Here is a 22,994-nt window from a genome sequence, read left to right as displayed (position 1 = left end):
ATGAACACCAACGCCCTGATGGACATCGGCATGCTGGCGATGATCGCCGCCGCCAAGCTTGCCGCGCCGGTCCTGATTACTGCCCTGGTTGTCGGCTTCGCCATCTCCCTCTTCCAGTCAGTCACCCAGATCCAGGAACCGACGCTCGCCTTCGTGCCCAAGGCCGTCGCGGTAGCCATCGTCCTGCTGATCTCCGGACACTGGATGATCTCCGAAATGGTCGACTTCACGCATGCCCTGTTCGAGAAGATCCCCGGCCTGCTGGCGGGCGGCTAGGGCATGAACATCCCCATCGACCAAACGTGGCTGGAGGCCGTCATGCTTGCCGGGGTCCGCATCATCGCATTCCTGGTGATCGCCCCGCCTTTTTCACACAACGCGATCCCGCTCCGGATCAAAGGCATCCTGGCTCTTGGGATCGCGGTCGCAGTGTCCCCCGTGGTCACCCGCGGCTACACTCCGCCGGACACGGCCGGGTTCATCCTGGGCCTGGTCTTTGAACTCGTCACCGGCGCGGCCCTGGGCTTCCTGGTCTACCTCGTCTTCTCCGCCGTGCAGTCTGCCGGCGCCCTGGTGGACCTGTTCGCCGGCTTCCAGATGGCTGCCGCGTTCGACCCGCAGGGCATGATCAACGGCGCCCAGTTCACCCGCCTGTTCCAGATGACCGCAATCGTGCTGCTGTTCGCCTCTGACGGGTACCAGCTGGTTATCGGGGGACTGACGCGGACCTTCGCCGCACTGCCGCTGGGAGGCGCCCTGGACCTGGCCCGCCCGGCCCAAGCCATGATCGCCGCCGTGTCCGCCATGTTCCTCGCTGCCCTGCAGATCGCCGGGCCGCTCATCGTGGTCCTGTTCCTCGCCGACGTCGGACTGGGCCTGCTGACCCGCGTCTCCCCGGCCCTGAACGCCTTTTCCCTGGGCTTCCCGCTGAAAATCCTCCTCACCCTGGCGCTCGGGGGCGTGGTGTTCGCCGTGCTCCCGCGCGTCGTCGCTGCCCTTGTCCAGCAGATGACCGGCATCGTGGCGGGGGTGCGCTGATGTCCGATTCGCAGGAAAAAACAGAAGCAGCGACCCAAAAGCGGATGAAGGAGGTCCGCTCCAAGGGGCAGCTCTCCAAGTCCCAGGACGTGACCGCGTGGGTGGGCGTGGGCGCAGCAGCCCTCATGATCCCGACGACGATCGACCGGGCCTCGTCCGCCGCAGCGAGCCAGCTGTTCACCGTTGCCTCGATTGTGGCCAACCCGGACCCGGGGCAGGCCATGCAGGCGCTGGATGCCGCGGCCGCCTCTGCCGCCGGCACCCTCGGCCCGATGCTCGCGGTGGTGGCGGTCGCCGTCCTCGCCGCATCCGCAGTGCAGGGCGGCATCCACTTCCAGAAGTTCAAGGGCCACTTCGAGCAGTTCAACCTGCTCACGGGCATGAAGCGGACCTTCGGCGGCCAGGCGCTGTGGAACGGGGCGAAGTCCCTGCTGAAGACCGCCGTCGTCGCCCTGGTCATGTATGCGGTGATCCAGGGGTTGCTGCCGGTGCTGACAGGTTCCGGGGCCATGCCCGTGTCTTCCCTGCTGGGTGAAGCTGCCGGCGGGGTCTCGTCCCTGGTGCAGTTTGCCGTGTTCGCGGGCCTCGTGCTGGCTGCCGCGGACGTCTTCGTAGTGATGCGGCGCAACCGGAAGAAGACCCGGATGACGAAGAAGGAAGTCTCCGACGAGAACAAGAACTCCGAGGGTGATCCCTTGGTGAAGGGCCAGCGCCGCTCGCGCCAGCTGGCGATGTCCCGCAACCGGATGATCGCCGCGGTCGCCGGCGCCGACGTCGTCCTGCTCAACCCGACGCACATCGCCGTCGCGCTCAAATACGAACCCGGCGTATCGGCGCCCCGCGTGGTCGCCAAGGGGTCCGGGGCCATGGCGGCCCGGATCCGCGGCGAAGCGGAAACGAAGAAAGTGCCCATGGTCCGCGACATCCCGCTCGCGAGGGCGTTGAACGCCGCCTGCGGGATCGGCGAGGAGATCCCTGCCGAGCTGTACACCGCCGTCGCGAAAGTCCTGGCGTTCGTGATGCAGATGAAGTCCCGCGGGAGCTTCCGGCGGATAGAAAACCCCACCACCACCTCCTTCCTGAACCCAGAGGCCTCACCGTGAAGAACCGCAACCTCGCCAAACTCGCTGTGCCTATCGGCGTCGTCGGGATCGTCCTGTTGCTGATTGTCCCGATTCCGGCGCCGCTGCTGGACGTCCTGATCATCGTCAACATCCTGCTGGCCCTGGTGACCCTGCTGACCACCATGTTCGTGCAGAAGCCGCTGGACTTCTCGGTGTTCCCGTCGCTGTTGCTGATCGCCACCCTGTTCCGGCTCGGCCTCAACGTCGCGTCCACCCGGCTGGTCCTCGGGCATGCCCACGCCGGCCAGGTCATCAACGCGTTCGGCAACATCGCCGTGAACGGCTCGCTCATCATCGGTGTGGTGATCTTCCTGATCCTGGTGGTGATCCAGTTCGTCGTCGTCACCAAAGGCGCCGAACGCGTCGCGGAAGTCGGGGCGCGCTTCACCCTGGACGCCATGCCCGGCAAGCAGATGGCGATCGACGCCGACCTGAACGCCGGCCTCATCACCGACGAACAAGCAAAAGAACGCCGCGCCGACGTCTCCTCGGAGGCCGACTTCTACGGCGCCATGGACGGCGCCTCGAAGTTCGTCAAGGGTGATGCGATCGCCGGCATCATCATCATCGTCATCAACATGGTCGGCGGCATCGCCATAGGCCTGATGCAGCGCGGCATGTCCATCGAGGACGCCCTCTCGACCTACTCGATCCTGACCATCGGTGACGGGCTCGTCACCCAGATCCCCGCCCTGCTGATGGCCGTTTCCACCGGCATGATCGTCACCCGCTCCAACGCCTCCTCGGACATGGGCTCCACCGCCTCGACGCAGCTGATGCAGGCCCCGACGGCGCTGCTGATTTCCGGAATAGCGGCGATCTCCATGGCCATGATTCCCGGCATGCCGCCGCTTCCCTTCATTGTGGTGGGCCTCGTCCTGATCGTTGCCTCCCGGCGCATCAAGGCCTCCGACGCCAAAACCGCGGAGGATGCCGCCGCCGCCGAAGCAACTCCTGCGGTACGGGACCCGGCGGAGGAGCTGATGGAACAGATGCGCGTCCACGCCCTCGAAATCCGGCTCGCGCCCGACCTGGTCGACATTGTCTCCGACGTCTCCGACGACCTGCTCGGCCGGGTAAGGATACTCCGGCACAAGATCGCCATGGACCTCGGCGTGGTGATTCCGCCGGTACGGACCCGGGACTCCATGGACCTGGCCGCGGGCACCTACGCAATCCGCATCGCGGGCGTGGAGGCCGGACGCGGGAGCGCCCCAGCCGGGAAGGTGCTGGCCCTGGGCGGAATGCTGGAAACCCTGCCGGGTGCCACAGTTGTCGAGCCGGTGTTCGGCCTCGAAGGAAAATGGGTTCCGGCGGAGCTGCGGCACAGCGCCGAGATTGCCGGCGCCACCGTGATCGACCGGGTCTCGGTGCTGATCACCCATCTTTCGTCCATAGTCACCGACAACGCCGCCCGCCTGCTGACGCGGGAAGATGTCCGGGTCCTCACCGAAGGCGTCCGCGAACAAAGCCCGTCTGCAGTGGAGGAGCTCATCCCCGGCGTGCTGACGCTCGCCGAAGTCCAGCGGGTGCTGCAGGGGCTTCTCCTCGAGCAGGTCCCCATCAACGATCTGCCCCGGATCTACGAGGCCCTGACCCTGCGCGGAAAGACCGCCACGGACCCGGAAAGCCTCATTGAAGCCGCGCGCGCTGCCTTGGGCCCTGCACTTGCCGCACGGCACCTGTACGAGGGACGGCTGAACATCATCATGATCGATCCGGGACTGGAACAATCGATGCTGGAAGGCCTGCGGCCCGGTGAGCACGGCACCCAGATCCTGATGGACGCCCAGAGGATCGAAGCCGTCCTCGGCTCGCTCCGGGAAGCCGTCGCGGCCGCAGAACGGGAAGGCATCAGCGCCGTCCTCGTGTGCGCACCGGCGTTACGGCCCGCCATCCGGAAGCTCGTATCCGCGCAGAGCGGCGGGCTGCCGGTGCTCTCATACCAGGAAGCAACAGCCGCGAACGTCCAGATTGAAACAGTAGGAGTGGTACGGAGTGCCGACCAGATTACAAATTAAGGGCTCCACGCTGGAAGGCCTGGAAGCCCGGGTCCTGAACAAGTTTCCGGCCGGCGCGAAAATTGTGGCCGCCGAGAAGGTTACCGAGGGCGGCATTGCGGGGTTCCTCGCCCGGCACTATTACGAGGCCGTGGTTGAGATACCGGACCCGGACATCATCTCTGTCCCGCCCCCGGTCCGCCCGACGGCGGTCCCGCCTCCGGCCCGCCCGGCGTCGCAGCCTGCGCCCGCAGGCGCCGGAGTCGCCGCCCTGCTCCAGGGCGCTGACGAAGCCGAGGCTGCCATGCGTGATGGCAATGCCGCGCGGGAGGAGTTGCCGGTTGTTTCCACCGCATCAGGAGCGTTTGACGCCCTCCTGGACGGGCTGCCGGGGGCTGCAGAGCCGGAAGCAGTTACCGAAGTGCCCGGTGTGCCCGCCGTGCCGGCCGTGCTCGAAGGCCCGGGCGACGCCGTGTTGATCGTCGGCCTCGGGCCCGACGCGCTAACCGTCGCGCTGTCCATGGCATCCGCCCCGGAAGGGTTCGTTGGTGAGGACGGCGGGGTCGTTCCGGGCCGAAGGCTACGGCCACCTGGTCGGCCGCACCGGGTTCACCTCCGTGCGGGCCGACGCCGTTATCGCCGGAACACCGGTTTTTGTGGCATTCGGTTTGGGCGCTGACGGCACTGTGCGCGCCCCCGCACTGGCCGAGCTGAAGGCGGACCAGGTGTGGCTCGTGGTGGACGCCACCCGCAAGCCCTCAGACACCCTGGCTTGGACGCGCAAGGTGGGATGGGCGACGCATACAGACGCCCTCGCGGTGCTCAACAGCCAAAATACCCTGACGCCGCAGAGCGTGAACGAACTTGGGCTCCCCGTCGGCTGGCTCGATGACCGTCAGGCCACCAGCACCCTCCTCTGACCCGGAGACCCCGGTGCAGTACAAGGGGTCAAACAACAAAGGGGCCAAACGCCCCTACTCGGGATGGCAGGCCCGGAGTGACGATGGAGAAACCACGGCGGTGCGCATGGGTGCAGTTGAAGCCGGGGTAGGCGGCCCGGGCAGGCGTACAACCTGCCAGGGCCGCCGGCGCGAGCACCGGGCACAAGAACCGGGCACGGGCCGGCGGCCACCCACAGGTGGCCCCAGCCCGAGGCGGCCCGGCGGGCGTTGGTCCCTCAGTCGAGCTGTTGGCCGGTCATGGAGACCGGATGGCCCACAGGTGCGGAGTTTGCCATGGTCTTGATGAAGGCATGATCCTCCGGGGAAAGGCTCAGTTGTTCGTTCCGGTCAGTACCGTCCAGGTCGTCAGTCGTCCCCATGGCCTTACGGATGACCGCGGTTACGCTCCGGGGGAGTACCACAGTGCCCGGATTGGCTCGCAGCCACTCCTGCGTCTTTGGATCCAATTCGTCCCACAGCTTTTCAATAGAAGTTGTCCCGCTCACGGTTCCTCCAATGCTGCTCTCGGATTTATGTTGCTACAGCTGTTCTGAACGACGGATTTGCGGGTACAGACGTGATCCAACGCCTCATCGATTTAGTGGCGTGTGGACGGCCCATCCCCCTAGGGTCTTTCAACAGACCACCCTAGGCTGTTTCGGCCGATCCCTCTAGGGTCTTTCAGCAGGGGCGGCAGACACCGCGGTCATAGTCGTAGACGCCGAGGCATTGGTCTCCCTCGTGGAGTTTCCACAGTGTCCCTCCGTCCGGAGCCGGCACGACTTCCGCCCAGTATGAGGACTGCGGCGCCGCACCGGCTGGTTGACCTGCGGCACCCGTGCTGCCGAGCCGGCGCATCACCAACATGGCCAGATCCTTCAGATTGGCCTGCGCCTCATCGGCCAGGCGGACGGCCGCCGCAACCTCCTCCGGCGCGAGGGACAAGTCTTCGTTGTTTTCCGGCATCGGGTCCTCCTGCAGTCTGTGGCGAAACAGTGTTCCAGGAGTCAACGCACCTGCAACGCTGCACGGGCATTCAATTACCTCACCTGCAGGGCCATCACGCTCATCCCATTTGCGCCCCGCGACCGTCAAGATATGCCCGAAGGCCGGCTGGCTTGTCAAGAGGGCGGACCTAAGCAGGCATCCGCCCGGGCCGACGCCCCCGGGCCTTAACGGCCGGTGACGGCGGCGCGGTTGCCGACCTCCAGCCAGCCCGCACCGCCAGGAAATTCCCACCGCGATCGGGAAGCGCTGATCATTTCCGCGCCTGTGCCGGGGAGCTGGGGTGCAGCGTACCGGCCGTTGACAATCCGGACAGGCTCTGCAAAGTGCTCGTGGAGATGGTCAACGTACTCGATCATCCGTCCGTCCTGGCTGCCGCTGACGGCGGCATAGTCGAAGAAGGAGAAGTGCTGGACAAGCTCGCACAGTCCGACCCCGCCGGCGTGCGGGCACACCGGCACGTTGAAGCGCGCGGCGAGCAGGAGGTTGGCAATGTTTTCATTCACGCCGCCCACCCGGGTGGAATCCAGCTGGAGCACGTCGATGGCGCCGGCCTGCAGCAGCTGCTTGAAGACGATACGGCTGGCGACGGCCTCGCCGGTGGCGACGCGCACGGGAGAAACGCCCCTGCGGATCTCCGCGTGGCCCAGGATGTCATCGGTGCTGGTGGGCTCCTCAATCCAGTAGGGGTTGAACTCGCCGAGCTGCCTGACCCAGTCGATGGCTTCCGAGACTTCCCAACGCTGGTTGGCGTCGATGGCGATGGGCAGGTCGCCGACGGCCTGCCGCGCCAGGGCCATCCGGCGGCGGTCGTCGTCGATATCCCCGCCCACCTTGAGCTTGATCATGGAGAAGCCGTCGGCGGCCGCTTCCTTGCTGAGCCGGACCAGCTTCTCGTCGCTGTAGCCGAGCCAGCCCGGCGACGTGGTGTACGCCGGAAAACCGTCCGCCTTAAGGGCCGCTATGCGGCCGGCCTTGCCGTCCTCGCCCGCGCGCAGGATGTCGAGTGCCTGCTCCGGGCTCAGGGCATCCCGGATGTGGGTGAAGTCGACGACGTCGACAATCTCCTCCGCCGGCATCTCGCTGAGCAGGAGCCACAGGGGCTTGTTTTCGCGCCGTGCGCGGATATCCCAGAGCGCACTCACGAGTGCACCGCACGCCATCTGCGTCACACCCTTTTCCGGGCCCAGCCAGCGGAGCTGGGAATCATGGATGAGGCGCTTCGAGGCCCCGCCGAGGTCATAGATGAGCTCGTCGATGTCGCGGCCGAGCAGCAGCTTGGCGTAGGAATCGATGGCATGCGTCAGGATCTCGTTGCCACGGCCGCAGCTGAAGACGAAGCCGTGCCCCTCGTCGCCTGCATCAGTGCGCACGACGACGTAGGCGGCCGAGTAATCAGGGTCGACGTTGACCGCGTCGGAGCCGTCGAGCTCGAGGGACGTGGGGAAGCGGACGTCCTGGGTATGGATGGAAATGATGGAAGGCACGATGATCTTCTCTCTTCTACTTCAGCTGCAGGAACTCGGTCTCGGACTCCAGGCTTGCGAGATAGGCAAACAGAGCGGTGATTCCGAAGGTCCAAGGCTGCATCTGTTCCGTTTGCTCGGTCCGGTTGATAAGCGCACCAAGCAGGGGGCTGCTGATTGTGACGAGGTCACCGTCCTTGTGGGTGAAGCCGAGGCCTTCAGTTTCACGGTCCTGGGTGGGGGCAAACAGCGTTCCGGTGAAGAGTGCGAACCCGTCCGGGTACTGGTGATGCCTGCCGTGCGCCGCGTGGATCAGTTCCTCGAACGGGCGGCTGATGCGGGCCAGGCTGTTCCGGCCTTCCAACCGGTAACCGTCCTTTCCGTCCACTGTCAGCGTGATCTCTTCGGTCCGGAGGGAGTCCATCGTGAAGCCGCCGTGGAACAGCCGGATGAAAGGGCCGATGGCACAGGAGGCGTTGTTGTCCTTCGCCATGCCGAGCAGCAGGGCGCTGCGCCCCTCCACGTCCCGGAGGTTCACGTCATTGCCCAAGGTGGCGCCCCTGGCCTGGCCGGCGGAGTTGAGGATAAGCACCAGCTCTGGCTCCGGATTGTTCCAGGAGGAAAAGCTGGGAATGCCTATGCCGCTTCCGTACCCGACAGAGGACAGGACCGGGGCCTTTGTGAACACCTCAGGGTCCGGTCCGAGCCCGACTTCGAGATACTGTGACCACATCCCCTGGGCCGTCAGTACCTTCTTGGCCTCCTGTGCCTGTTCGGATCCGGGCCGGAGGGAGTCCAAGCTGCCGCCGAGGACGTCGGCAACCGTTTTACGGACCTCTGCTGCCCGGTTGAAATCACCGCCGCACCGCTCTTCGATGACCCTTTCGATCATGCTCTCGACAAACGTCACTCCGCAGGCCTTGACCACCTGCAGATCGATCGGGGCCAGCCAGTGGGGCCTGCTGCGGTCCTGCTGGACCGACGCTTCCACAACTTCGGCGAGCGTCCAGCGCGGGGTGCCCTTTGCACGGAGCACCGTGCCCGCCGGGTCCTCACGTTCCAGAAGTTCAGCGACTGTACGGACCTCGGGCGTCAGATCGAAAAGCTCTTCGCCCCGGACACAGACCACCCGCGGGCCCTGGGTGGACGGGTCCCACACCCGGCCGATGAGGATCGCGTCCTCCGCGTCGGCGGGAAGGATCTGCTGCGGCATCGCCTGGCTCATTTGCCTGCCTCCGCTGCAGCCGCGGACTGCCAGACGCCGTCGACCCGGCGGCGGATCCGCCACGGATTGTCGTCCTGCAACGGTTCGGGCAACTGCGAGGCCGGGAAGGAATCGTAGGCGACGGGACGCATGAACCGGCCGATCGCTGCCGTGCCCACCGATGTGGTGGTGGCGGTGGTGGCGGGGTAGGGGCCGCCGTGGTGCTGCGCGTACGATACGGTCACCCCGGTGGGCCAGGCGTTCCAGAGCAAACGGCCGGACCGTTCGCGCAGCACGGCGAGCAACTCCTTGACGTCCTCCTCGGGTTCCGCCTGTACGGTGGCCGTCAGCTGCCCGTCCAGCAAGGCTGCAATCCCCGCCAGATCAGTACCCGGGGTGTAGCGGATGACCAGGGTCGCGGGGCCGAACATCTCCTGCTCCAAGAGCTCCGGCCGCTGCCGGACTTCCTCCGCAGTGGTCACAAGGACAGTGGGCCGGGGCGCCTCGGCGTCGTCCCCGGCGACCAGCACGTCTACGCCGGGGGTCGAACGCACGGCATTCAGCGCCTTGTCGAAGCCCTCACGCAGCTTCGGGCTGAGCAACGGGCTGGCCTGCTTCGTGTTGAGCTCCCGGTGGAGGACCTCCGCGATGTCGTCGGCGTCGTCGACCGGGGCGAACAGCAGGCCGGGCTTGGTGCAGAACTGGCCCATGCCCATGGTGAAGGATGCCGCGTAGCCCGTGAGGATCTGCTCGCGCCTCGCGTTCCACGCGGCCTCGGTGACGAAGACCGGATTGATGCTGCCCAGTTCGCCGTAGAAGGGAATGGGAGTGGGACGCCGGGAGGCCCGGTCGAAAAGCGCCCGGCCGCCGGCCGTTGAGCCTGTGAATCCGATGGCCTTGACCAGCGGATGGTCTACCAACGTCTCCGCCGCCTGGCGGCCGACGACGGTGGAGAAAAGCCCGGCCGGTGCCCCGGCCTTCTTGAGGGCTTCCTCAACGACGGCCCCGGTCCGAAGAGCCAGCTGCAGGTGCCCCTCATGGACCTTGTGCACCACTGCGCATCCGGCGGCAAGCGCCGAGGCGCTGTCTCCGCCCATCACACTGAAGGCAAAGGGGAAGTTGGAGGCGCCAAAAACACCTACGACGCCGAGAGGTACCGAGAAACGGCGGATGTCCGGTCTCGGGCCCATGCCCCAGGACGGATCGGCGTGGTCTATGGTGGCGTCCAGGTGTTCACCCTGAATGATCTCCTCCATAAACAACCGAAGCTGGAAAACAGACCGCCGCAGCTCGAACCGGAGCCGGCCCTCGTCAAGATGTGTCTCCTGCTGCCCCAGGGCAACCAACTCATCGGCGTTGGCCTCCAGGGCAGAGGCGATTTCCGCCAACCAGTCCGCGCGCAGGCGGGGGGGGAGATCTCCTTGGCCTGCTCATAGGCATTGTGAGCGGCTTCGATCTGGGCGTTTGTCTGCTCGAGTGTTGTGATCATGGCTCTATTCCTTCCGGGGAGTTCGGCCCCTTGGATTGTCGAGTGCTTCGGGCTGGCTATCAGGCTATTGCACAGCCGCAGGAATACCTGCGTACATTGTGCGAAATTTCGAACCTACAATGTAGGATGGGTTGTGCCCTGGAAACTCCGAGGGCCTAGAGAGGGTATTGCTGTGGCACGTTTGACTCCTGCGGTCCTTCGGAGTCTGGATGTTCTGGAACTCTTTCTCGATGCCCGCCATGGACTGACAGCTCCGGAAGTCGTCCAGCGGACCGGGCTTCCCCGGACAACTGTCCACGAGCTCCTCACTACGCTGGCCGAGCGTAAGTACCTCCGCCGCGACGACGTAACCGCCACCTACCACCTGGGGCTCAGCGTCTTCCGGCTCGGTAACGCGTTCGCCGAGCGGCTGGACCTGCATTCTGTCGGCCTGCGGGTGGCCCAGTCGGTGGCCCGGCAGTGTGATGAAACGGTCCATGTCGGCATTCTCGAGGGTCCCGACGTCGTGTACGTCTGCAAGGTCGACAGCACCCAGTCCGTCCGGATGGTGTCCCGGATGGGCGGCCGGGTTCCTGCCAGCTGCACCGCCGTGGGCAAGGCCCTTCTGGCGCATCTGCCGGAGGCGGAACGAAGCAGGCTTCTGCGCAAGGGCCTGGCCAAGCTCACCGCCCGCAGCATCACCGAGCCGCACGTGCTGGCGAACCAGCTTGATCAGGTCCGCGCCACTGGTGTGGCCTTCGAGGCCGGCGAGTCCAATCCGGACGTTTCCTGCGTTGCGGCGCCCATCCGGGACCACAGCGGAACGGTGGTGGCCGCGCTCAGTATCTCGGTCCCGGACATGCGCTGGAACCAGCGTCCCGCGGAGGAATGGGCGGCCTTTGCCTCCGACGGCGCGGCCCGGTTCAGCGCGGAGCTCGGTTTCCTCTGAGCCCAGGCCCCGACGCCGGTGCACGGCGCCGGAGTCAGTCCACAAACGAGACATGTTCCCGGGTCACGCCGGCGGTGGACTTTACCCCCAGCAGCTGCATGGACCTGACGTACTGGCCGCGGAGGATCCCCAGGGCGCGGGACACTCCTCGTTCCCCTCCCGCCATCAGGCCGTACAGGTAGGCCCGCCCGACCATTGCCGCGTCGGCGCCGAGGCCGACGGCGGCCAGGATATCGCTTCCTGACATCACTCCGCTGTCGATCAGTACGGTTGGATCGGAGCCCAACCGTTCCCGGACAACCGGGAGAATGCGCAGTACCGTCGGCGAACGGTCCAGCTGACGCCCGCCGTGGTTGGACAGCACGACGCCGTCGCAGCCAAGTTCTACGACACGCTCCGCATCTGCGACGCTCTGGATGCCCTTGACCAGGAGCTTGTGGGGCCACACCTTGCGAAGCCAGGCGATGTCTTCGAAGGTGAGCCCGGGGTCGAAGATCTGATCCGCGACTTCCGCCGAGTTACCCGAAAATCCCCGGAGCGATGCAAACTCGATCGGCGGGGTGGTCAGCTTGTCGAACCACCAGCTGGGGTGGGTTGCCATGTCGGCAAAGGTTTTGACGGAAAGTGCCGGCGGAATGGTGAGCCCGTCACGGAGTTCGCGCACCCTTGAGCCTCCGACCTGGGTGTCAACGGTCACCATGAGGACCTTGTAGCCGCTGGCGATGACGCGATCGATGAGTTCGACTGTTTTCGCGCGGTCTTTCGCCACATAGAGCTGGAACCAGTTGTTCCCGTCGGGGGCGGCCTCGGCGAGGTCCTCCACCGTCGTTGTCCCCACGGTGGAGAGGGTGTACGGCACGTTGTACCGGGCAGCCACCCGGGCTACCGCCTTCTCCCCGTCGTTGTGCATCATGCGTGTGTAACCCGTCGGTGCGAGCACGAGCGGGAAGGCCAGTGATTTGCCGAAGATCTCGGTGGTCGGATCAGGGCTCGAGACGTCGCGAAGAACCGAGGGCACAAATTCGATATCCCGGAACGCCTGACGGCAGCGGGCGATTGTGATCTCCTCGTCGGCGGCACCGTCCGTGTAGTTGAACACCGCTCGAGGCGTGGTTTTTCTCGCGCCTTCGCGCAGGTCCGCGATGGTGAAGGCCTGTGCGAGCCTGCGCTCGACCGGATCCAGTTCCAGCCTGCGGAACTGCAGCAGTTCGCGCAGTTCCGACCATTTGGGTATTTGTCGATCTTCCATTCTGGGCAACTCCTTCGTTGTTCGAAATTTAGTCTAGCGTTCTAAGGCCGGGACGGCGCAACCCCGGGGGCCAAGCAAGAAGGTCTTAAGTTCCCGCGTCTAACGGCGCATTTGGCTGCCCCTTGACGTGGTACGGTCCGTTTCCCTACACTTTTGGGTGATCCCCATCACTACTGCGCGGTTTCACTCGCGCCAAGACTTCGATCATTGTTCGAAATTTAGAACGCACGCTGTCGTGTGTTTATGAAAGGAATTGCGTCATGACAAACGGTCCAGTTTCCGAGGGACAAGTGGGCGGGAAAATTATCCTGCGATCAGCCCACGATGTGACAAAACTGATCAACAGCGGGCGGCTGAAGACGGGCAAGTCCTTCGCCATCACCCTGATCGCGCTGGGCGGCATCTTCCTGGACGCTTACGACTTCACGTCGCTGGCCTTCGGGATGCCGTATATCGCCAAGGACTTCAACCTGACGCCCGGCATGCTCGCGGTGGTCTCTGCTTCGATTATGGTCGGCGCGTTGCTTGGATCCGTCGTCGGCGGATACTTCGTCGACAAGCTCGGACGCTTCAAGGTGTTCATGGCCGACATGGTGTTCTTTGTTGTGGCCGCCATTGCCTGCGCCCTGGCGCCGGACGTCTGGACCCTCATCATCGCCCGCTTCATCATGGGCGTGGGGATCGGCGTGGACTTTCCGGTGGCGTTCAGCTTCCTCGCGGAATACGCGTCGAACAAGAAGAAGGGCGGCACGGTCTCCCTCTGGCAGCCCATGTGGTACGTGGCCGTCGCCTCGACCTTTGCCCTGCTGATTCCCGTGTACTTCCTGTTCCAGTCCATGCACTGGGGCGAAAACCACATGTGGCGGATCGTCGTCGGGTTCGGTGCTGTGCCGGCCCTCCTGATCATGGTCTTCCGCCAGAAGTACATGGCCGAATCGCCGTCCTGGGCCGCGCAGAACCTCGGACTCCATGAGGCCGCAAAGATCCTCAAGAAGACCTACGGCGTGGATGCCGAAGTGGCTCCGGACGCTGTGGACCCCCGCGCCGAGCGGAACCAGTTCAAAATGACGCTGACCGAGGCGTGGGGCAAGCTGGTCAGCAAGAAGTACCGGGCACGCACGGTCCTGGCCGGAGTTATCAATGCGGGGCAGGCCATGGAGTACTACGCTGTCGGCTTCTTCGTCGGGCAAATCGTACTGGCCATGCTGCACACCCAGAACGTCATGACGAACATCATTTCGTCCCTCATCCTCAATCTCTGCTTTGGTGTGACGGGCGGCTTCCTCGGAGCCAAGATGTCCGGCAAGATCGGACCGCGCAAGCTGTCCCTGTACGGGTTCTGCGGCACCTTCCTCTGCATGATCATCGCCGGCAACCTCAGCAACGTCGAGGGGATCTGGTCTTGGGTCGGCGCCATCGTGATTGGCCTGCTCATCTTCTGCCACGCTGCCGGCCCGGGTGCCCAGGGCATGACGATGGCCACTATGTCCTACCCGACGTCATTGCGTGGCGCCGGAACAGGCTTCACGCAGATCGGCATCCGGCTGGGGGCCATCGCGGGACTCGTTTTCTGGCCGCTCGCCACCGCCGCGTGGGGCACCAAGGCGTTGCTCGTCCTCGCCGTCGTCCCTGCAATTGCCATCGTGGTCATTCTCGTCAACAAATGGGATCCGCACGGCCGCGATGTTGACGCAGAAGACTACGAAACCGAATCGGCGCCCGCGCTGACCCGGTCGTGACAGCACACCAAGAGCAAGGAAGCATCACACTATGAGCGTCATCAAGGGCGTAATGCCAGTAGCACCCACCATCTTCACCGACACTGAGGAACTGGACCTCGAAGGCCAGCGCCGGGTGGTGGACTACCTGGTGGACGGAGGCTCCGACGCAGTCTGCATCCTCGCCAACTACTCCGAACAGTTTTCCCTGACGGACAAGGAACGCGAGCTCGTCCTCGCGACGACCCTGGAGCAGGCCGCCGGCAGGCTCCCCGTATGCGTGACGACCAGCCACTTCAGCGCCCGGATCGCCCGTGAACGCAACCTGCAGGCCCAGGAAATGGGCGCATCGCTCCTCATGCTCATGCCGCCGTTCTTCGGCGCCACCATGAAGGCGGACGACGAGGCAGTCCTGGAGTACTTCCGGCGCGTGGCCGACGGCGTGGAGATCGACATCATGATCCAGGATGCGCCGATGAGCCCCACGGCTCTGTCCGTACCGTTGCTGGCACGCCTGGCACGTGAGAATCCCGCAGATTAAGTACGTCAAAATCGAAGTGCCCCAGGCTGCGGACAAACTGCGCGCCCTGATAGCGGCAACGGGCAACGACCTGCCCGGACCGTTCGACGGCGAGGAAGCAATCACCCTCATTCCGGACCTTGAGGCCGGTGCCCAGGGCACCATGAGCAGCTGCATGGTCCCGGATGAGCTGGGGCAGATCGTTCGGGATTTCCATGCCGGCAATCGGGACGAAGCGGTCCGGCACTGGGAAACACTGCTCCCGTTTATCCACTTCGAAAACCGGCAGTGCGGGTTACGGGCGACGAAGGTTCTGATGAAGGAGGGGAACATCATCGAGAGCGACAAGACCCGGGCACCGATACAGGAGCTTCATCAGGACACGCGTTCCCAGCTCATCGAACTGGCCAAACGCCACGATCCGCTCGTCCTTCGTTGGGCCTGACCGCGGAAACACCACTGTCGAGGGCCCCAAGGAACGGCGCATGAGGGCCGGGACCAGCTAGCTGTGCTGCTGGTCCCGGCCCTTGGCGTCCTCCTCGACCGCAAGACCACCGATCCCGAAGGAGCAACCCATGGCTGCTGCACGCAAAGTCATCATCACCAGCGCCGTCACCGGCGCTATCCACACCCCGTCCATGTCCCCGCACCTGCCGGTCTCGCCGGAGGAAATCGCCGACGCCGCGATCGGTGCCGCGGAGGCCGGAGCCGCGATCGTGCACATGCACGCACGTGACCCGAAGGACGGCCGCCCCTCGCAGGACCCGGAGCACTTCGCTCCGATCCTGGACAAGCTCAAGCGCAACACCAACGCCGTCATTAACATCACCACCGGCGGGTCCCCCCACATGAGCGTGGAGGAACGGATGCGGCCGGCCGCGCTGTTCAAGCCCGAGCTGGCGTCGCTGAACATGGGCTCGATGAACTTCGGCCTGTACCCGATGCTGGACCGCTTCAAGGACTTCGGCCACGAATGGGAGCGGGAAGGCCTCGAAAAGAGCCGCGACCTCGTCTTCAAGAACACCTTCCAGGACATCGAGACCATCCTAGGCATCGGCAAGGAGAACGGGACCCGCTTCGAGTTCGAATGCTATGACATCTCCCACCTGAACAACCTGGCGCACTTCCACGCCCGCGGCCTGGCCCGCGGCCCGCTGTTCGTCCAGTCCGTTTTCGGCCTGCTCGGCGGCATCGGCGCCCACCCGGAAGACCTCATGCACATGCGCCGCACCGCTGACCGCCTGCTCGGCGACGACTACGAATGGTCCATTCTGGGAGCCGGCAAAAACCAGATGCCGCTCGCCACGATCGGCGCGGCCATGGGTTCGCACGTCCGCGTCGGCCTGGAGGATTCCCTGTGGATCGGCCCCGGCCAGCTGGCATCCTCCAACGCTGAGCAGGTCAGCCGGATCCGCACCATCCTTGAGGCCCTGAACTTCGAAATCGCCACCCCGGATGAGGCGCGCGAGATGCTGCAGCTCAAGGGTGCGGACAAGGTGGGCTTCTGAGCAGGCCAGCAGGATCCCGCAACCGACGCCATGTCCGGGTGCACGGGTACAGTTGATAGATGAGCCGCACAGCCGAGTCCATTGTTGCCTTCAACGGTCACTTCGCCCGGGAACTGGCCGAAATGGCCCTTCCCTGGAAGGGCGAGGAAGCCCCGAACCCGGAGCTGCTAGTCCTCAACGAGCCGCTGGCCGCCAGCCTCGGCTTGGACCCGGCCTCCCTGCACGATTCCGAGGGCCTGCAGCTGCTGACCGGGAACCTCGTCCCCCAAGGTGCCACTCCGGTGGCGCAGGCCTATGCCGGACACCAGTTCGGCTGGTACGCCCCGCGCCTCGGGGACGGGCGCGCGCTCCTGCTGGGGGAGATCGCCGACGTCGACGGGCGCCTTGTTGACGTACATCTCAAAGGCTCGGGACGCACCCCGTTCGCCCGGAACGGCGACGGCCGTGCCGTCGTCGGCCCGATGCTGCGCGAATACATCGTCAGTGAGGCGATGCACGCCTTGGGCATTCCCACCACCCGGTCCCTCGCCGTGGTGGCGACGGGGCGTTCGGTGCAGCGCGAGAGCCTGCAGCCAGGAGCTGTGCTCACCAGGGTCGCGAGCAGCCATCTGCGCGTGGGCAGCTTCCAGTACGCCCGCGCCACCGGCAACCTGGACCTCCTGCGCCGCCTCGCCGATCATGCCATTGCCCGCCACTACGCAGCCGCCGCGGAGGCTGAGCACCCGTACCTCGCGATGTTCCAGGCCGTGATAGCGGCCCAGGCCGAGCTGGTGGCGCAGTGGATGCTCGTCGGCTTTGTCCACGGGGTGATGAACACGGACAACATGACCATCTCGGGTGAGACGATCGACTACGGGCCGTGTGCCTTCATGGAGGCCTTCGATCCGGCCGCCGTCTACAGCTCAATCGACGACGCCGGGCGGTACGCCTACGGGAACCAGCCGCTGGCGGCCGAGTGGAACCTCAGCCGCCTCGCGGAGGCCCTCCTTCCCCTCCTCCACGACGACGAGGAGCAGGCCGTTGCGCTCGCTGTCGACTCCCTCGGTGCGTTCCGCCGGACCTACAGCGCCGCCTGGTCGGCCGGCATGGCGGCCAAGCTCGGGCTGTCCAGCGGTCCCGACGACGAGGCGACCTCGGCCCTGGTTGATGACGTTCTCGTCCTCCTGCGGGAGGGACAGGTTGACTACACGTCGTTCTTCCGCCGTCTCGGCGCCGCCGCCCGGGGACAGGCCGACGCCGCGCGGAGCATGTTCCCGGACCCGGCAGGATTTGACGCCTGGGCGGCGCGCTGGCGTGCCCTAGGACCGGACGCCGATGTGATGGACCGGGTCAACCCCGTCTACATTCCGCGCAACCACCTCGTCGAAGAGGCTCTTGCCGCCGCGACCGGCGGTGACCTCGAGCCGCTGTACCGGCTCTTGGATGCGGTGGTTTCCCCCTTCGACGAGCGCCCCGGCCTCGAGCGGTTTGCCGCTGCCGCGCCGGAAAGCTTCGGGTCCTACCGGACGTTCTGCGGAACCTGATCCGCCCGCTCGGCCAGGACGCCGAGGGCCAGGGATAGGCGGCCCGGCAGGGGGGAGGATGCCAGCCGGAGCCAGAGGGCGTCCGAGTAGGCACGGAACCTCTCCGGGCTGACCAGCAGCTCCTCGGCGGCAGCCAGCACCTGCGTGTGGGCCGTCAGGTAGCGGGAGGGTGCCAGCAGTCCCTGCCGCTGGTGAAGCTCAAGATGGGCGTCGACGTTGGCGAGGTCAAGGGCGGCCTCGGCCCGGGATATCCCGTCGAAATCCAGCAATCCGGGCGGGGACGCGCCGGGGCTGGCGATGATCTGCTTGTCGTGGAGGTCAGCATGCGCCCAAACCAGCGGATCAGGCGGCGTCCGCAGCAGGTTCGCCGCCACCTGTTCCGCCCTGGCAAGCAGGGTCCTGCGTTCGAACGAGAGCCCCGGGACATCCTGATAATGGCGCAGCCAACGCTCCACCCGCCGCCACGCGTCCGCCGCCTGGGTCTCGGCCGAGCGGAGCGGGAGACTGTCGAGGACGGCTTGCTGCGCGGGGCCATGGAGGCCGGCCACCTGCGCTACCCAGGCCTGCGACCATCTCTCCCACGCCCGGGCGAACGGTCCATCGCCCGCCGGTGAGCCATCCTCGCCGAGCTCGTACAGGGTGGGCCCAGGGATGGCGCTGAAGACGAGGACGTCCTGGGAGCTCCGGCTGATGATTCCGGGTGCTACGAAAGCGCCGGCCTCAAGCAGTACGTCCATCTGGGCGCAACGTTCCGCCGGTACGGCCGCGTTGCCGCGCCGGAAGACCTTGATGTAGCGGCCCTCCGCGCTGACAACCGCCCGCTTGTACGGCATGTACCGGACGATCACCCCCTGCTCGGCTGCAGCGCGCAAGGCAGGCAGGCGCGGATCGTCCAGCGGGACAAGTTCAAAGCTCCCGTCCCGCAACCGGGCTCCCCGGACCCCCGGCCGGCCGGACGTACGGACCTCCAGGGTGTAATCTCCCGGCGTCGTATACGGCCATGCCCGCAGGATCTGCCAGGTGGTGCCGGTTCCGTCCGTGGCCGACAGGGGGATGGGGGAGGACCAGCTCATACGATAGGCTCCGCTGTCTCGGGTTGGTGTGCCCACTGTGAACCACGCAGATGAGGCACCGATGAAGGGATGATGAAACCGCCTTCATGAAGCGCCGCGGCAGCAGTTAACCCGCCTGTGCTTCGGGCTCTTTGTCCCGCCTGGCCTGCGCGACGTCGGCAGCCATCGCTGATTGGCCTCCCGCGTCGAGTCCTGCCACGACGCCGTCAATATCCCCGTCCGGCCGGTTCTGGCTGAGTTTCTGTTTCGCTTCGATCCTGGTGATGACCAGTTCGATGCCGACGATGGCGCGAAGCTGGCCGGCGACAAAGCGCTCCGGGGCGTCGTCCACAGCCCACGGGTGTTCGAACTGCGCCTCGTGGAGCTCCGTCAGCCGCCGCACCTGCCCCGCAAGCCAGGCGGGGTCATCGTGGATCACGAGGCGGCCATAGACGTGGGCCGTGGAGTAGTTCCACGTCGGTACGACGCGCCCGTGCTCGGCTTTGGATTCGTACCAGGACGGCGAGATGTAGGCGTCGGCGCCCTGGACGATGACGAGCGCTTCTCCGGTGACGGGTTCGGACCACTGGGTGTTGTTCCGGGCAAGGTGCCCGTGCAGCGCGCCGAGGTCACCGACCGAGGGATCGAAGGTGAAAGGCAGCAGCGTGGCGAGCAGGCCGTGCGGGGTCATGGTGATCAGGTTGGCTGCTGCCGGCCGGGCGAGTAGGTTCCGGACGGCGTCCGTGCTGGCGGCAAAGTGGCTTGGGGTGTACATGGATGGTCGTTTCTGTCTGAGGAGTTCGAACGGAAGACGGAGGCCTGCGTTGCGCTGCGCGGCCGTCAGGGTTTGCGAGGCGGAGGCCCGAGCCGGACGCGGACCGCGATTCCGGCGCAGAGGATGACGGCGAGGCCGCCGATAATGGTGGTCCAGGTCAGCGACTCGCCCAGCAGGAGTCCGGCCCAGCAGATGCTCAGTACGGGCTGGATGAGTTGGATCTGGCTCACCCGGGCCATCGGTCCGACCGCCAGGCCGCGGTACCAGGCGAAGAAGCCGAGGAACATGCTGACGACACCGAGGTAGGCCAGCGCGGCCCAGTGGACCGGCGCGCCCGACGGTAACTGCCCTGCAGCCGAGACTGCCGTCAGGAACACCATCAGCGGGGAGGCGAGGATGAGCGCCCAGGACACCGTCTGCCAGGAGCCCAGCTCCCGGGCGAGCAGGCCGCCTTCCGCGTAGCCGACGGCGGCGGCCATGACGGCGCCGAGGAGCAGCAGATCCGCCCAGTGCAGCTGGCCGAAGCCGCCGGACTGCGTGAAGGCGAAAACGATTGCCGCCAGAGCCCCGACGGCCGTGACGATCCAGAACGCCAGTGGCGGACGCTCGCCGGCGCGGAGAACCGCGGCCGACGCCGTAGCGGCCGGGAGCAGGGCGATGACCACGGCGCCGTGGGTGGCGGGCGCGGTGGTCAGCGCGAAGGATGTCAGTAGCGGGAAGCCGACGACAATGCCGCCGGCCACCACCGCCAGCCGCGCCCACTGCACCCCACGGGGGAGGCGCTGCCGGGCGAGCGCAAGGGCGAACGCAGCAAGGACGGCGGCTATGGCCGCACGGGCGGACCCGACGAACAGCGGCGACAGGGCCCCGACCGCCACACGGGTGAAGGGAACGGTGAACGAAAAAGCCGCCACCCCCAGCAGGCCCCACCAGAGCCCGGTCGGCTCCCGCGTGGGTAGCGGTGGCCGCATAAGGATAGTAGCGCTACTATTGTCTCTCATGAATAACGATAGCAGTTCGCGGATTGCGGCGCGACTGCAGGAATGGATCGCAGGGGCCCCGCCCGGGTCCCGGCTGCCGTCCACGCGCTCCCTTGTTGCCGAGTATCAGGCCAGCCCCGTGACGGTGCAGAAGGCTCTTCAGGCCCTCACCGCGCATGGCCTGATCGAGAGCCGCCCGGGCGTGGGGACCTTTGTACGGGCTGCCCGCACGGCAAGGCCGTCAGACTACGGCTGGCAGACCGCGGCACTGGGTTCGCCTAAGACGCCGCCCCGCTCGGCCTCCACCACGATGCGGAGCACAACGAATGACGCCATCGCGTTCCACTCGGGTTACCCGGACCGGGACCTCCTGCCGGAGCGGCTCGTGCGGGCGGCACTCGCCCGCGCCTCCCGGAGCGATGCCGCCCTGTCGCGTCCCCCGGCGGCGGGGCTTCCCGAGATGCAGTCCTGGTTTGCGCACGAACTGGCCGCGTCGACTCCGGCCGGGGCCACTCCGCCGGCCCCAAGCGACGTCGTCGTGCTGCCGGGAAGCCAGAGCGGGCTCAGCTCGATCTTCCGGGCGCTGGTGGGCCACGGGCAGCCCCTGCTGATCGAATCTCCCACCTACTGGGGGGCAATCCTGGCCGCCGGCCACGCCGGCGTCCGCGTCGTCCCGGTACCCAGCGGGACCGACGGTCCGGACCCGGAGGAGCTGGCGCGGGCCTTCGAGGAAAGCGGTGCCCGTACTTTCTACGCCCAGCCCAACTATGCGAACCCTACCGGCGCACAATGGCCCGCCCGCCGGCGCGAACAGGTACTCGACGTCGTCCGGGCGAACGGCGCTTTCCTCGTCGAGGACGACTGGGCGCACGATTTCGGGATAAGCACCGCTTCCGAACCCATCGCAGCCCGGGACGATTCCGGCCACGTCATCTACCTTCGCTCGCTCACAAAGAGCGTCTCCCCGGCCATCCGTGTGGCGGCGGTGATCGCCCGCGGCCCGGCGCGCGAACGCATTCTTGCCGAACGCGCAGCGGAGTCCATGTACGTCAGCGGCCTCCTCCAGGCCGCCGCGCTCGACGTCGTCACCCAGCCCGGGTGGCAGACGCATCTGCGCGGCCTGCGCCACCAGCTGCAGTCCCGCCGCGACCTCCTGGTCACGAGCCTGCGGGAACTCGCCCCGCAGGCCCACATCGACAGAGTCCCCAAGGGCGGCCTCAACCTCTGGGCGCGCCTGCCCGACGGGACGGACCTCGAACAGCTCACCCGCACGTGCGAGGACGCGGGTGTCATCATCGCCGCGGGCACCGAGTGGTTCCCGGCAGAACCGGAAGGACCGTTCATCCGGCTCACTTACGCCGGACCCAATCCCGGTGCCTTCCGTGAGGGGGCGCGCATCCTCGGCCGGGCCCTTCGAGGCGCCAGCCGCTAAGGGGATCTTCCAATGGCCCTACCGCCTTCCCTGCCCCGGGAACATAATCGGGATTATCCACCCAGCGCAAACAAGGAGGCGGTCGACGTGTCGGTTTATACGCTCGGAATCTGGTTGGTCCACCCGGGCCGTGAGAACGATTTCGTGCAGGCCTGGCGGGATCTCGCGAGGAAGACCCAGGAGGACTTCCCGCATGCCAACGCCGTGCTGATGCACGACCAGGATGTCCCGAACCGGTTCATCAGCACGGGACCGTGGGAGTCAATCGAGCAGATTGAGCAGTGGCGGGCGTCCGCGATGTTCACGCAGGGCGTCGAGGCCATGAAGGACATGCTGGAACATTTTGAGCCGCACACTTTGGACGAGGCGGCCAGCATCGGCCGGGATACGGCCTAACCGCCCGGCGCCCGGCGGTTAGGCACCGCGGCCGCGGGCTCCCCGCCGGTCAATGCCCCGAGCACCGCCGGCAGCAGGACACCGTTCCGGCCCCAGACCGGGTCGAAGACCTCGACATACCAGGACTCCGCCAGTACCAGGGCCAGGCTGCCGCTCGACTCCTCGGACCAGTCACGGAGCTGATCGTCGCCCACCGGGCCCTCGCTGCTGCCCAGCACGGTCACGACCTCCCCGTCCCGAAGGGTTACGGGGATGGAGGCCTGGCTCGTCTCGCCGGGGGCGTGCGCAACGGTGACCAGATCGGTCCGGCCTGAAAGGTCCAGCAGGGCGGCCGCCGATTCCACGGAGCAGAAGCCTGTCACATAGGCGCGTTGGGCATGTCCCTCGGCGATCACGCCGGGCTGGGATTCCTTGGTGAACAGTCCGTTGCGGTTCAGTTCCGCAAGCTCGACGGCGATCAGCCGGGTCTCGTCGTCGAAACCGGGCGCAAAAGTACCCGGCTGGTACTCGCTCCTGCCTTCGAGCCAGCGTGCAGTCAGCTCACCGGCCGCCGGAATGCTGGCAGCCTGCCGCCACACCTCGCGGTCCGCCAGCAAACGCCCGAAACCGTCCCGTTCCGTGGTGAATCTGTCCTCCGCCAAGTCCC

At 66.3% G+C, this 22,994-nt stretch carries 24 protein-coding genes; 14 read left to right on the top strand and 10 right to left on the bottom strand.

The window, feature by feature from the left end; genetic code table 11:
• The 6 genes from fliQ to QFZ65_RS00995 are packed head-to-tail and all read left to right on the top strand — an operon-like array spanning position 1 to position 5,082.
• On the top strand, positions 1 to 276 hold the full coding sequence (gene fliQ / locus QFZ65_RS01020; protein WP_306907552.1) for a flagellar biosynthesis protein FliQ: 276 nt from the start codon (positions 1 to 3) through the stop codon (positions 274 to 276).
• A 3-nt stretch (positions 277 to 279) separates the two neighbouring features.
• Complete coding sequence (locus QFZ65_RS01015) at positions 280 to 1,038, top strand: flagellar biosynthetic protein FliR (protein ID WP_306907550.1); 759 nt, start codon at positions 280 to 282, stop codon at positions 1,036 to 1,038.
• The gene (locus tag QFZ65_RS01010; protein ID WP_306907548.1) at positions 1,038 to 2,141 is read left to right on the top strand and encodes a flagellar biosynthesis protein FlhB; all 1,104 of its coding nucleotides are present in this window, start codon (positions 1,038 to 1,040) and stop codon (positions 2,139 to 2,141) included. Before QFZ65_RS01015 ends, QFZ65_RS01010 begins: the two co-directional genes overlap by 1 nt.
• The gene (locus QFZ65_RS01005) at positions 2,138 to 4,183 is read left to right on the top strand and encodes a flagellar biosynthesis protein FlhA (protein ID WP_306907547.1); all 2,046 of its coding nucleotides are present in this window, start codon (positions 2,138 to 2,140) and stop codon (positions 4,181 to 4,183) included. The genes QFZ65_RS01010 and QFZ65_RS01005 overlap by 4 nt, the downstream gene beginning before the upstream one ends.
• Positions 4,161 to 4,841, top strand: a complete 681-nt coding sequence (locus tag QFZ65_RS01000) for a hypothetical protein (protein WP_306907546.1) — start codon at positions 4,161 to 4,163, stop codon at positions 4,839 to 4,841. The genes QFZ65_RS01005 and QFZ65_RS01000 overlap by 23 nt, the downstream gene beginning before the upstream one ends.
• Positions 4,819 to 5,082 carry a hypothetical protein gene (locus QFZ65_RS00995; protein WP_306907545.1) on the top strand — a complete coding sequence of 88 codons (264 nt, stop codon included), beginning with the start codon at positions 4,819 to 4,821 and terminating at the stop codon, positions 5,080 to 5,082. The genes QFZ65_RS01000 and QFZ65_RS00995 overlap by 23 nt, the downstream gene beginning before the upstream one ends.
• 257 nt (positions 5,083 to 5,339) lie before the next feature.
• Here QFZ65_RS00995 and QFZ65_RS00990 read toward each other — a convergent pair whose 3' ends face one another.
• The 5 genes from QFZ65_RS00990 to QFZ65_RS00970 form a co-directional block, all read right to left on the bottom strand.
• Entirely contained in the window at positions 5,340 to 5,609 is a 270-nt protein-coding gene (locus QFZ65_RS00990; RefSeq protein WP_306907544.1) for a hypothetical protein, read from the bottom strand.
• Positions 5,610 to 5,784: 175 nt separating this feature from the next.
• The gene (locus QFZ65_RS00985) at positions 5,785 to 6,069 is read right to left on the bottom strand and encodes a hypothetical protein (RefSeq protein WP_306907543.1); all 285 of its coding nucleotides are present in this window, start codon (positions 6,067 to 6,069) and stop codon (positions 5,785 to 5,787) included.
• A gap of 206 nt (positions 6,070 to 6,275) precedes the next feature.
• A complete protein-coding gene (locus QFZ65_RS00980; RefSeq protein ID WP_306907542.1) occupies positions 6,276 to 7,595 on the bottom strand; it encodes an enolase C-terminal domain-like protein in 1,320 nt (439 codons plus the stop codon).
• Positions 7,596 to 7,611: 16 nt separating this feature from the next.
• Complete coding sequence (locus QFZ65_RS00975; RefSeq protein WP_306907540.1) at positions 7,612 to 8,799, bottom strand: fumarylacetoacetate hydrolase family protein; 1,188 nt, start codon at positions 8,797 to 8,799, stop codon at positions 7,612 to 7,614.
• Positions 8,796 to 10,166, bottom strand: coding sequence for an aldehyde dehydrogenase (NADP(+)) (locus QFZ65_RS00970; RefSeq protein WP_306907539.1), 1,371 nt, complete (start codon positions 10,164 to 10,166; stop codon positions 8,796 to 8,798). Before QFZ65_RS00970 ends, QFZ65_RS00975 begins: the two co-directional genes overlap by 4 nt.
• A 273-nt stretch (positions 10,167 to 10,439) precedes the next feature.
• Here QFZ65_RS00970 and QFZ65_RS00965 point away from each other — a divergent pair, with 273 nt between their 5' ends.
• Positions 10,440 to 11,195, top strand: a complete 756-nt coding sequence (locus QFZ65_RS00965; protein ID WP_306907537.1) for an IclR family transcriptional regulator — start codon at positions 10,440 to 10,442, stop codon at positions 11,193 to 11,195.
• A gap of 34 nt (positions 11,196 to 11,229) precedes the next feature.
• Here the strand turns inward: QFZ65_RS00965 and QFZ65_RS00960 are convergent, their stop codons facing one another.
• Positions 11,230 to 12,444 (bottom strand): alpha-hydroxy acid oxidase, encoded by a 1,215-nt coding sequence (locus QFZ65_RS00960; protein ID WP_306907535.1) that lies wholly within the window; start codon positions 12,442 to 12,444, stop codon positions 11,230 to 11,232.
• A gap of 260 nt (positions 12,445 to 12,704) precedes the next feature.
• Between QFZ65_RS00960 and QFZ65_RS00955 the strand changes: the two genes are divergently transcribed.
• From QFZ65_RS00955 to QFZ65_RS00935, 5 genes are all read left to right on the top strand, one after another.
• Complete coding sequence (locus QFZ65_RS00955) at positions 12,705 to 14,183, top strand: MFS transporter (RefSeq protein ID WP_306907533.1); 1,479 nt, start codon at positions 12,705 to 12,707, stop codon at positions 14,181 to 14,183.
• A 31-nt stretch (positions 14,184 to 14,214) separates the two neighbouring features.
• Entirely contained in the window at positions 14,215 to 14,703 is a 489-nt protein-coding gene (locus tag QFZ65_RS00950) for a dihydrodipicolinate synthase family protein (RefSeq protein ID WP_306907531.1), read from the top strand.
• Positions 14,684 to 15,127 (top strand): dihydrodipicolinate synthase family protein, encoded by a 444-nt coding sequence (locus QFZ65_RS00945; RefSeq protein ID WP_306907529.1) that lies wholly within the window; start codon positions 14,684 to 14,686, stop codon positions 15,125 to 15,127. The genes QFZ65_RS00950 and QFZ65_RS00945 overlap by 20 nt, the downstream gene beginning before the upstream one ends.
• Before the next feature lie 130 nt (positions 15,128 to 15,257).
• Positions 15,258 to 16,190, top strand: a complete 933-nt coding sequence (locus QFZ65_RS00940) for a 3-keto-5-aminohexanoate cleavage protein (protein WP_306907527.1) — start codon at positions 15,258 to 15,260, stop codon at positions 16,188 to 16,190.
• A gap of 59 nt (positions 16,191 to 16,249) precedes the next feature.
• Positions 16,250 to 17,713: a YdiU family protein gene (locus tag QFZ65_RS00935; protein ID WP_306907526.1), complete on the top strand. Its 1,464-nt coding sequence runs from the start codon at positions 16,250 to 16,252 to the stop codon at positions 17,711 to 17,713.
• Here QFZ65_RS00935 and QFZ65_RS00930 read toward each other — a convergent pair.
• From QFZ65_RS00930 to QFZ65_RS00920, 3 genes are all read right to left on the bottom strand, one after another.
• Positions 17,689 to 18,786 carry a phosphotransferase gene (locus tag QFZ65_RS00930; RefSeq protein ID WP_306907524.1) on the bottom strand — a complete coding sequence of 366 codons (1,098 nt, stop codon included), beginning with the start codon at positions 18,784 to 18,786 and terminating at the stop codon, positions 17,689 to 17,691. The two genes, QFZ65_RS00935 and QFZ65_RS00930, sit on opposite strands and share 25 nt — an antisense overlap.
• 106 nt (positions 18,787 to 18,892) lie before the next feature.
• A complete protein-coding gene (locus tag QFZ65_RS00925) occupies positions 18,893 to 19,540 on the bottom strand; it encodes an FMN-binding negative transcriptional regulator (RefSeq protein ID WP_306907521.1) in 648 nt (215 codons plus the stop codon).
• A gap of 65 nt (positions 19,541 to 19,605) precedes the next feature.
• Positions 19,606 to 20,541 (bottom strand): DMT family transporter, encoded by a 936-nt coding sequence (locus QFZ65_RS00920; RefSeq protein ID WP_306907519.1) that lies wholly within the window; start codon positions 20,539 to 20,541, stop codon positions 19,606 to 19,608.
• On the opposite strand from QFZ65_RS00920, the gene QFZ65_RS00915 reads away from it, so the two are divergent.
• Both QFZ65_RS00915 and QFZ65_RS00910 read left to right on the top strand, forming a co-directional pair.
• Entirely contained in the window at positions 20,540 to 21,952 is a 1,413-nt protein-coding gene (locus QFZ65_RS00915) for a PLP-dependent aminotransferase family protein (RefSeq protein WP_306907516.1), read from the top strand. The genes QFZ65_RS00920 and QFZ65_RS00915 overlap by 2 nt on opposite strands.
• A gap of 87 nt (positions 21,953 to 22,039) precedes the next feature.
• Positions 22,040 to 22,348, top strand: coding sequence for an antibiotic biosynthesis monooxygenase (locus QFZ65_RS00910; RefSeq protein WP_306907514.1), 309 nt, complete (start codon positions 22,040 to 22,042; stop codon positions 22,346 to 22,348).
• On the opposite strand, the gene QFZ65_RS00905 is transcribed toward QFZ65_RS00910, so the two are convergent.
• A complete protein-coding gene (locus QFZ65_RS00905) occupies positions 22,345 to 22,989 on the bottom strand; it encodes a hypothetical protein (protein ID WP_306907512.1) in 645 nt (214 codons plus the stop codon). The two genes, QFZ65_RS00910 and QFZ65_RS00905, sit on opposite strands and share 4 nt — an antisense overlap.
• Positions 22,990 to 22,994: the final 5 nt, after the last annotated feature.

Origin of the sequence: Arthrobacter sp. B3I9 (assembly GCF_030816935.1) — a bacterium.
GTDB lineage: Bacteria > Actinomycetota > Actinomycetes > Actinomycetales > Micrococcaceae > Arthrobacter.
This window is presented reverse-complemented; position numbering and strand designations above follow the sequence as displayed.

Coding starts and splice junctions, on each gene's coding strand:
- fliQ (WP_306907552.1), top strand. CDS start 1: ATGAACACCAACGCCCTGATGGACATCGGCATGCTGGCGATGATCGCC.
- QFZ65_RS01015 (WP_306907550.1), top strand. CDS start 280: ATGAACATCCCCATCGACCAAACGTGGCTGGAGGCCGTCATGCTTGCC.
- QFZ65_RS01010 (WP_306907548.1), top strand. CDS start 1,038: ATGTCCGATTCGCAGGAAAAAACAGAAGCAGCGACCCAAAAGCGGATG.
- QFZ65_RS00985 (WP_306907543.1), bottom strand. CDS start 6,069: ATGCCGGAAAACAACGAAGACTTGTCCCTCGCGCCGGAGGAGGTTGCG.
- QFZ65_RS00975 (WP_306907540.1), bottom strand. CDS start 8,799: ATGAGCCAGGCGATGCCGCAGCAGATCCTTCCCGCCGACGCGGAGGAC.
- QFZ65_RS00960 (WP_306907535.1), bottom strand. CDS start 12,444: ATGGAAGATCGACAAATACCCAAATGGTCGGAACTGCGCGAACTGCTG.
- QFZ65_RS00955 (WP_306907533.1), top strand. CDS start 12,705: ATGACAAACGGTCCAGTTTCCGAGGGACAAGTGGGCGGGAAAATTATC.
- QFZ65_RS00950 (WP_306907531.1), top strand. CDS start 14,215: ATGAGCGTCATCAAGGGCGTAATGCCAGTAGCACCCACCATCTTCACC.
- QFZ65_RS00940 (WP_306907527.1), top strand. CDS start 15,258: ATGGCTGCTGCACGCAAAGTCATCATCACCAGCGCCGTCACCGGCGCT.
- QFZ65_RS00935 (WP_306907526.1), top strand. CDS start 16,250: ATGAGCCGCACAGCCGAGTCCATTGTTGCCTTCAACGGTCACTTCGCC.
- QFZ65_RS00930 (WP_306907524.1), bottom strand. CDS start 18,786: ATGAGCTGGTCCTCCCCCATCCCCCTGTCGGCCACGGACGGAACCGGC.
- QFZ65_RS00925 (WP_306907521.1), bottom strand. CDS start 19,540: ATGTACACCCCAAGCCACTTTGCCGCCAGCACGGACGCCGTCCGGAAC.
- QFZ65_RS00915 (WP_306907516.1), top strand. CDS start 20,540: ATGAATAACGATAGCAGTTCGCGGATTGCGGCGCGACTGCAGGAATGG.
- QFZ65_RS00920 (WP_306907519.1), bottom strand. CDS start 20,541: ATGAGAGACAATAGTAGCGCTACTATCCTTATGCGGCCACCGCTACCC.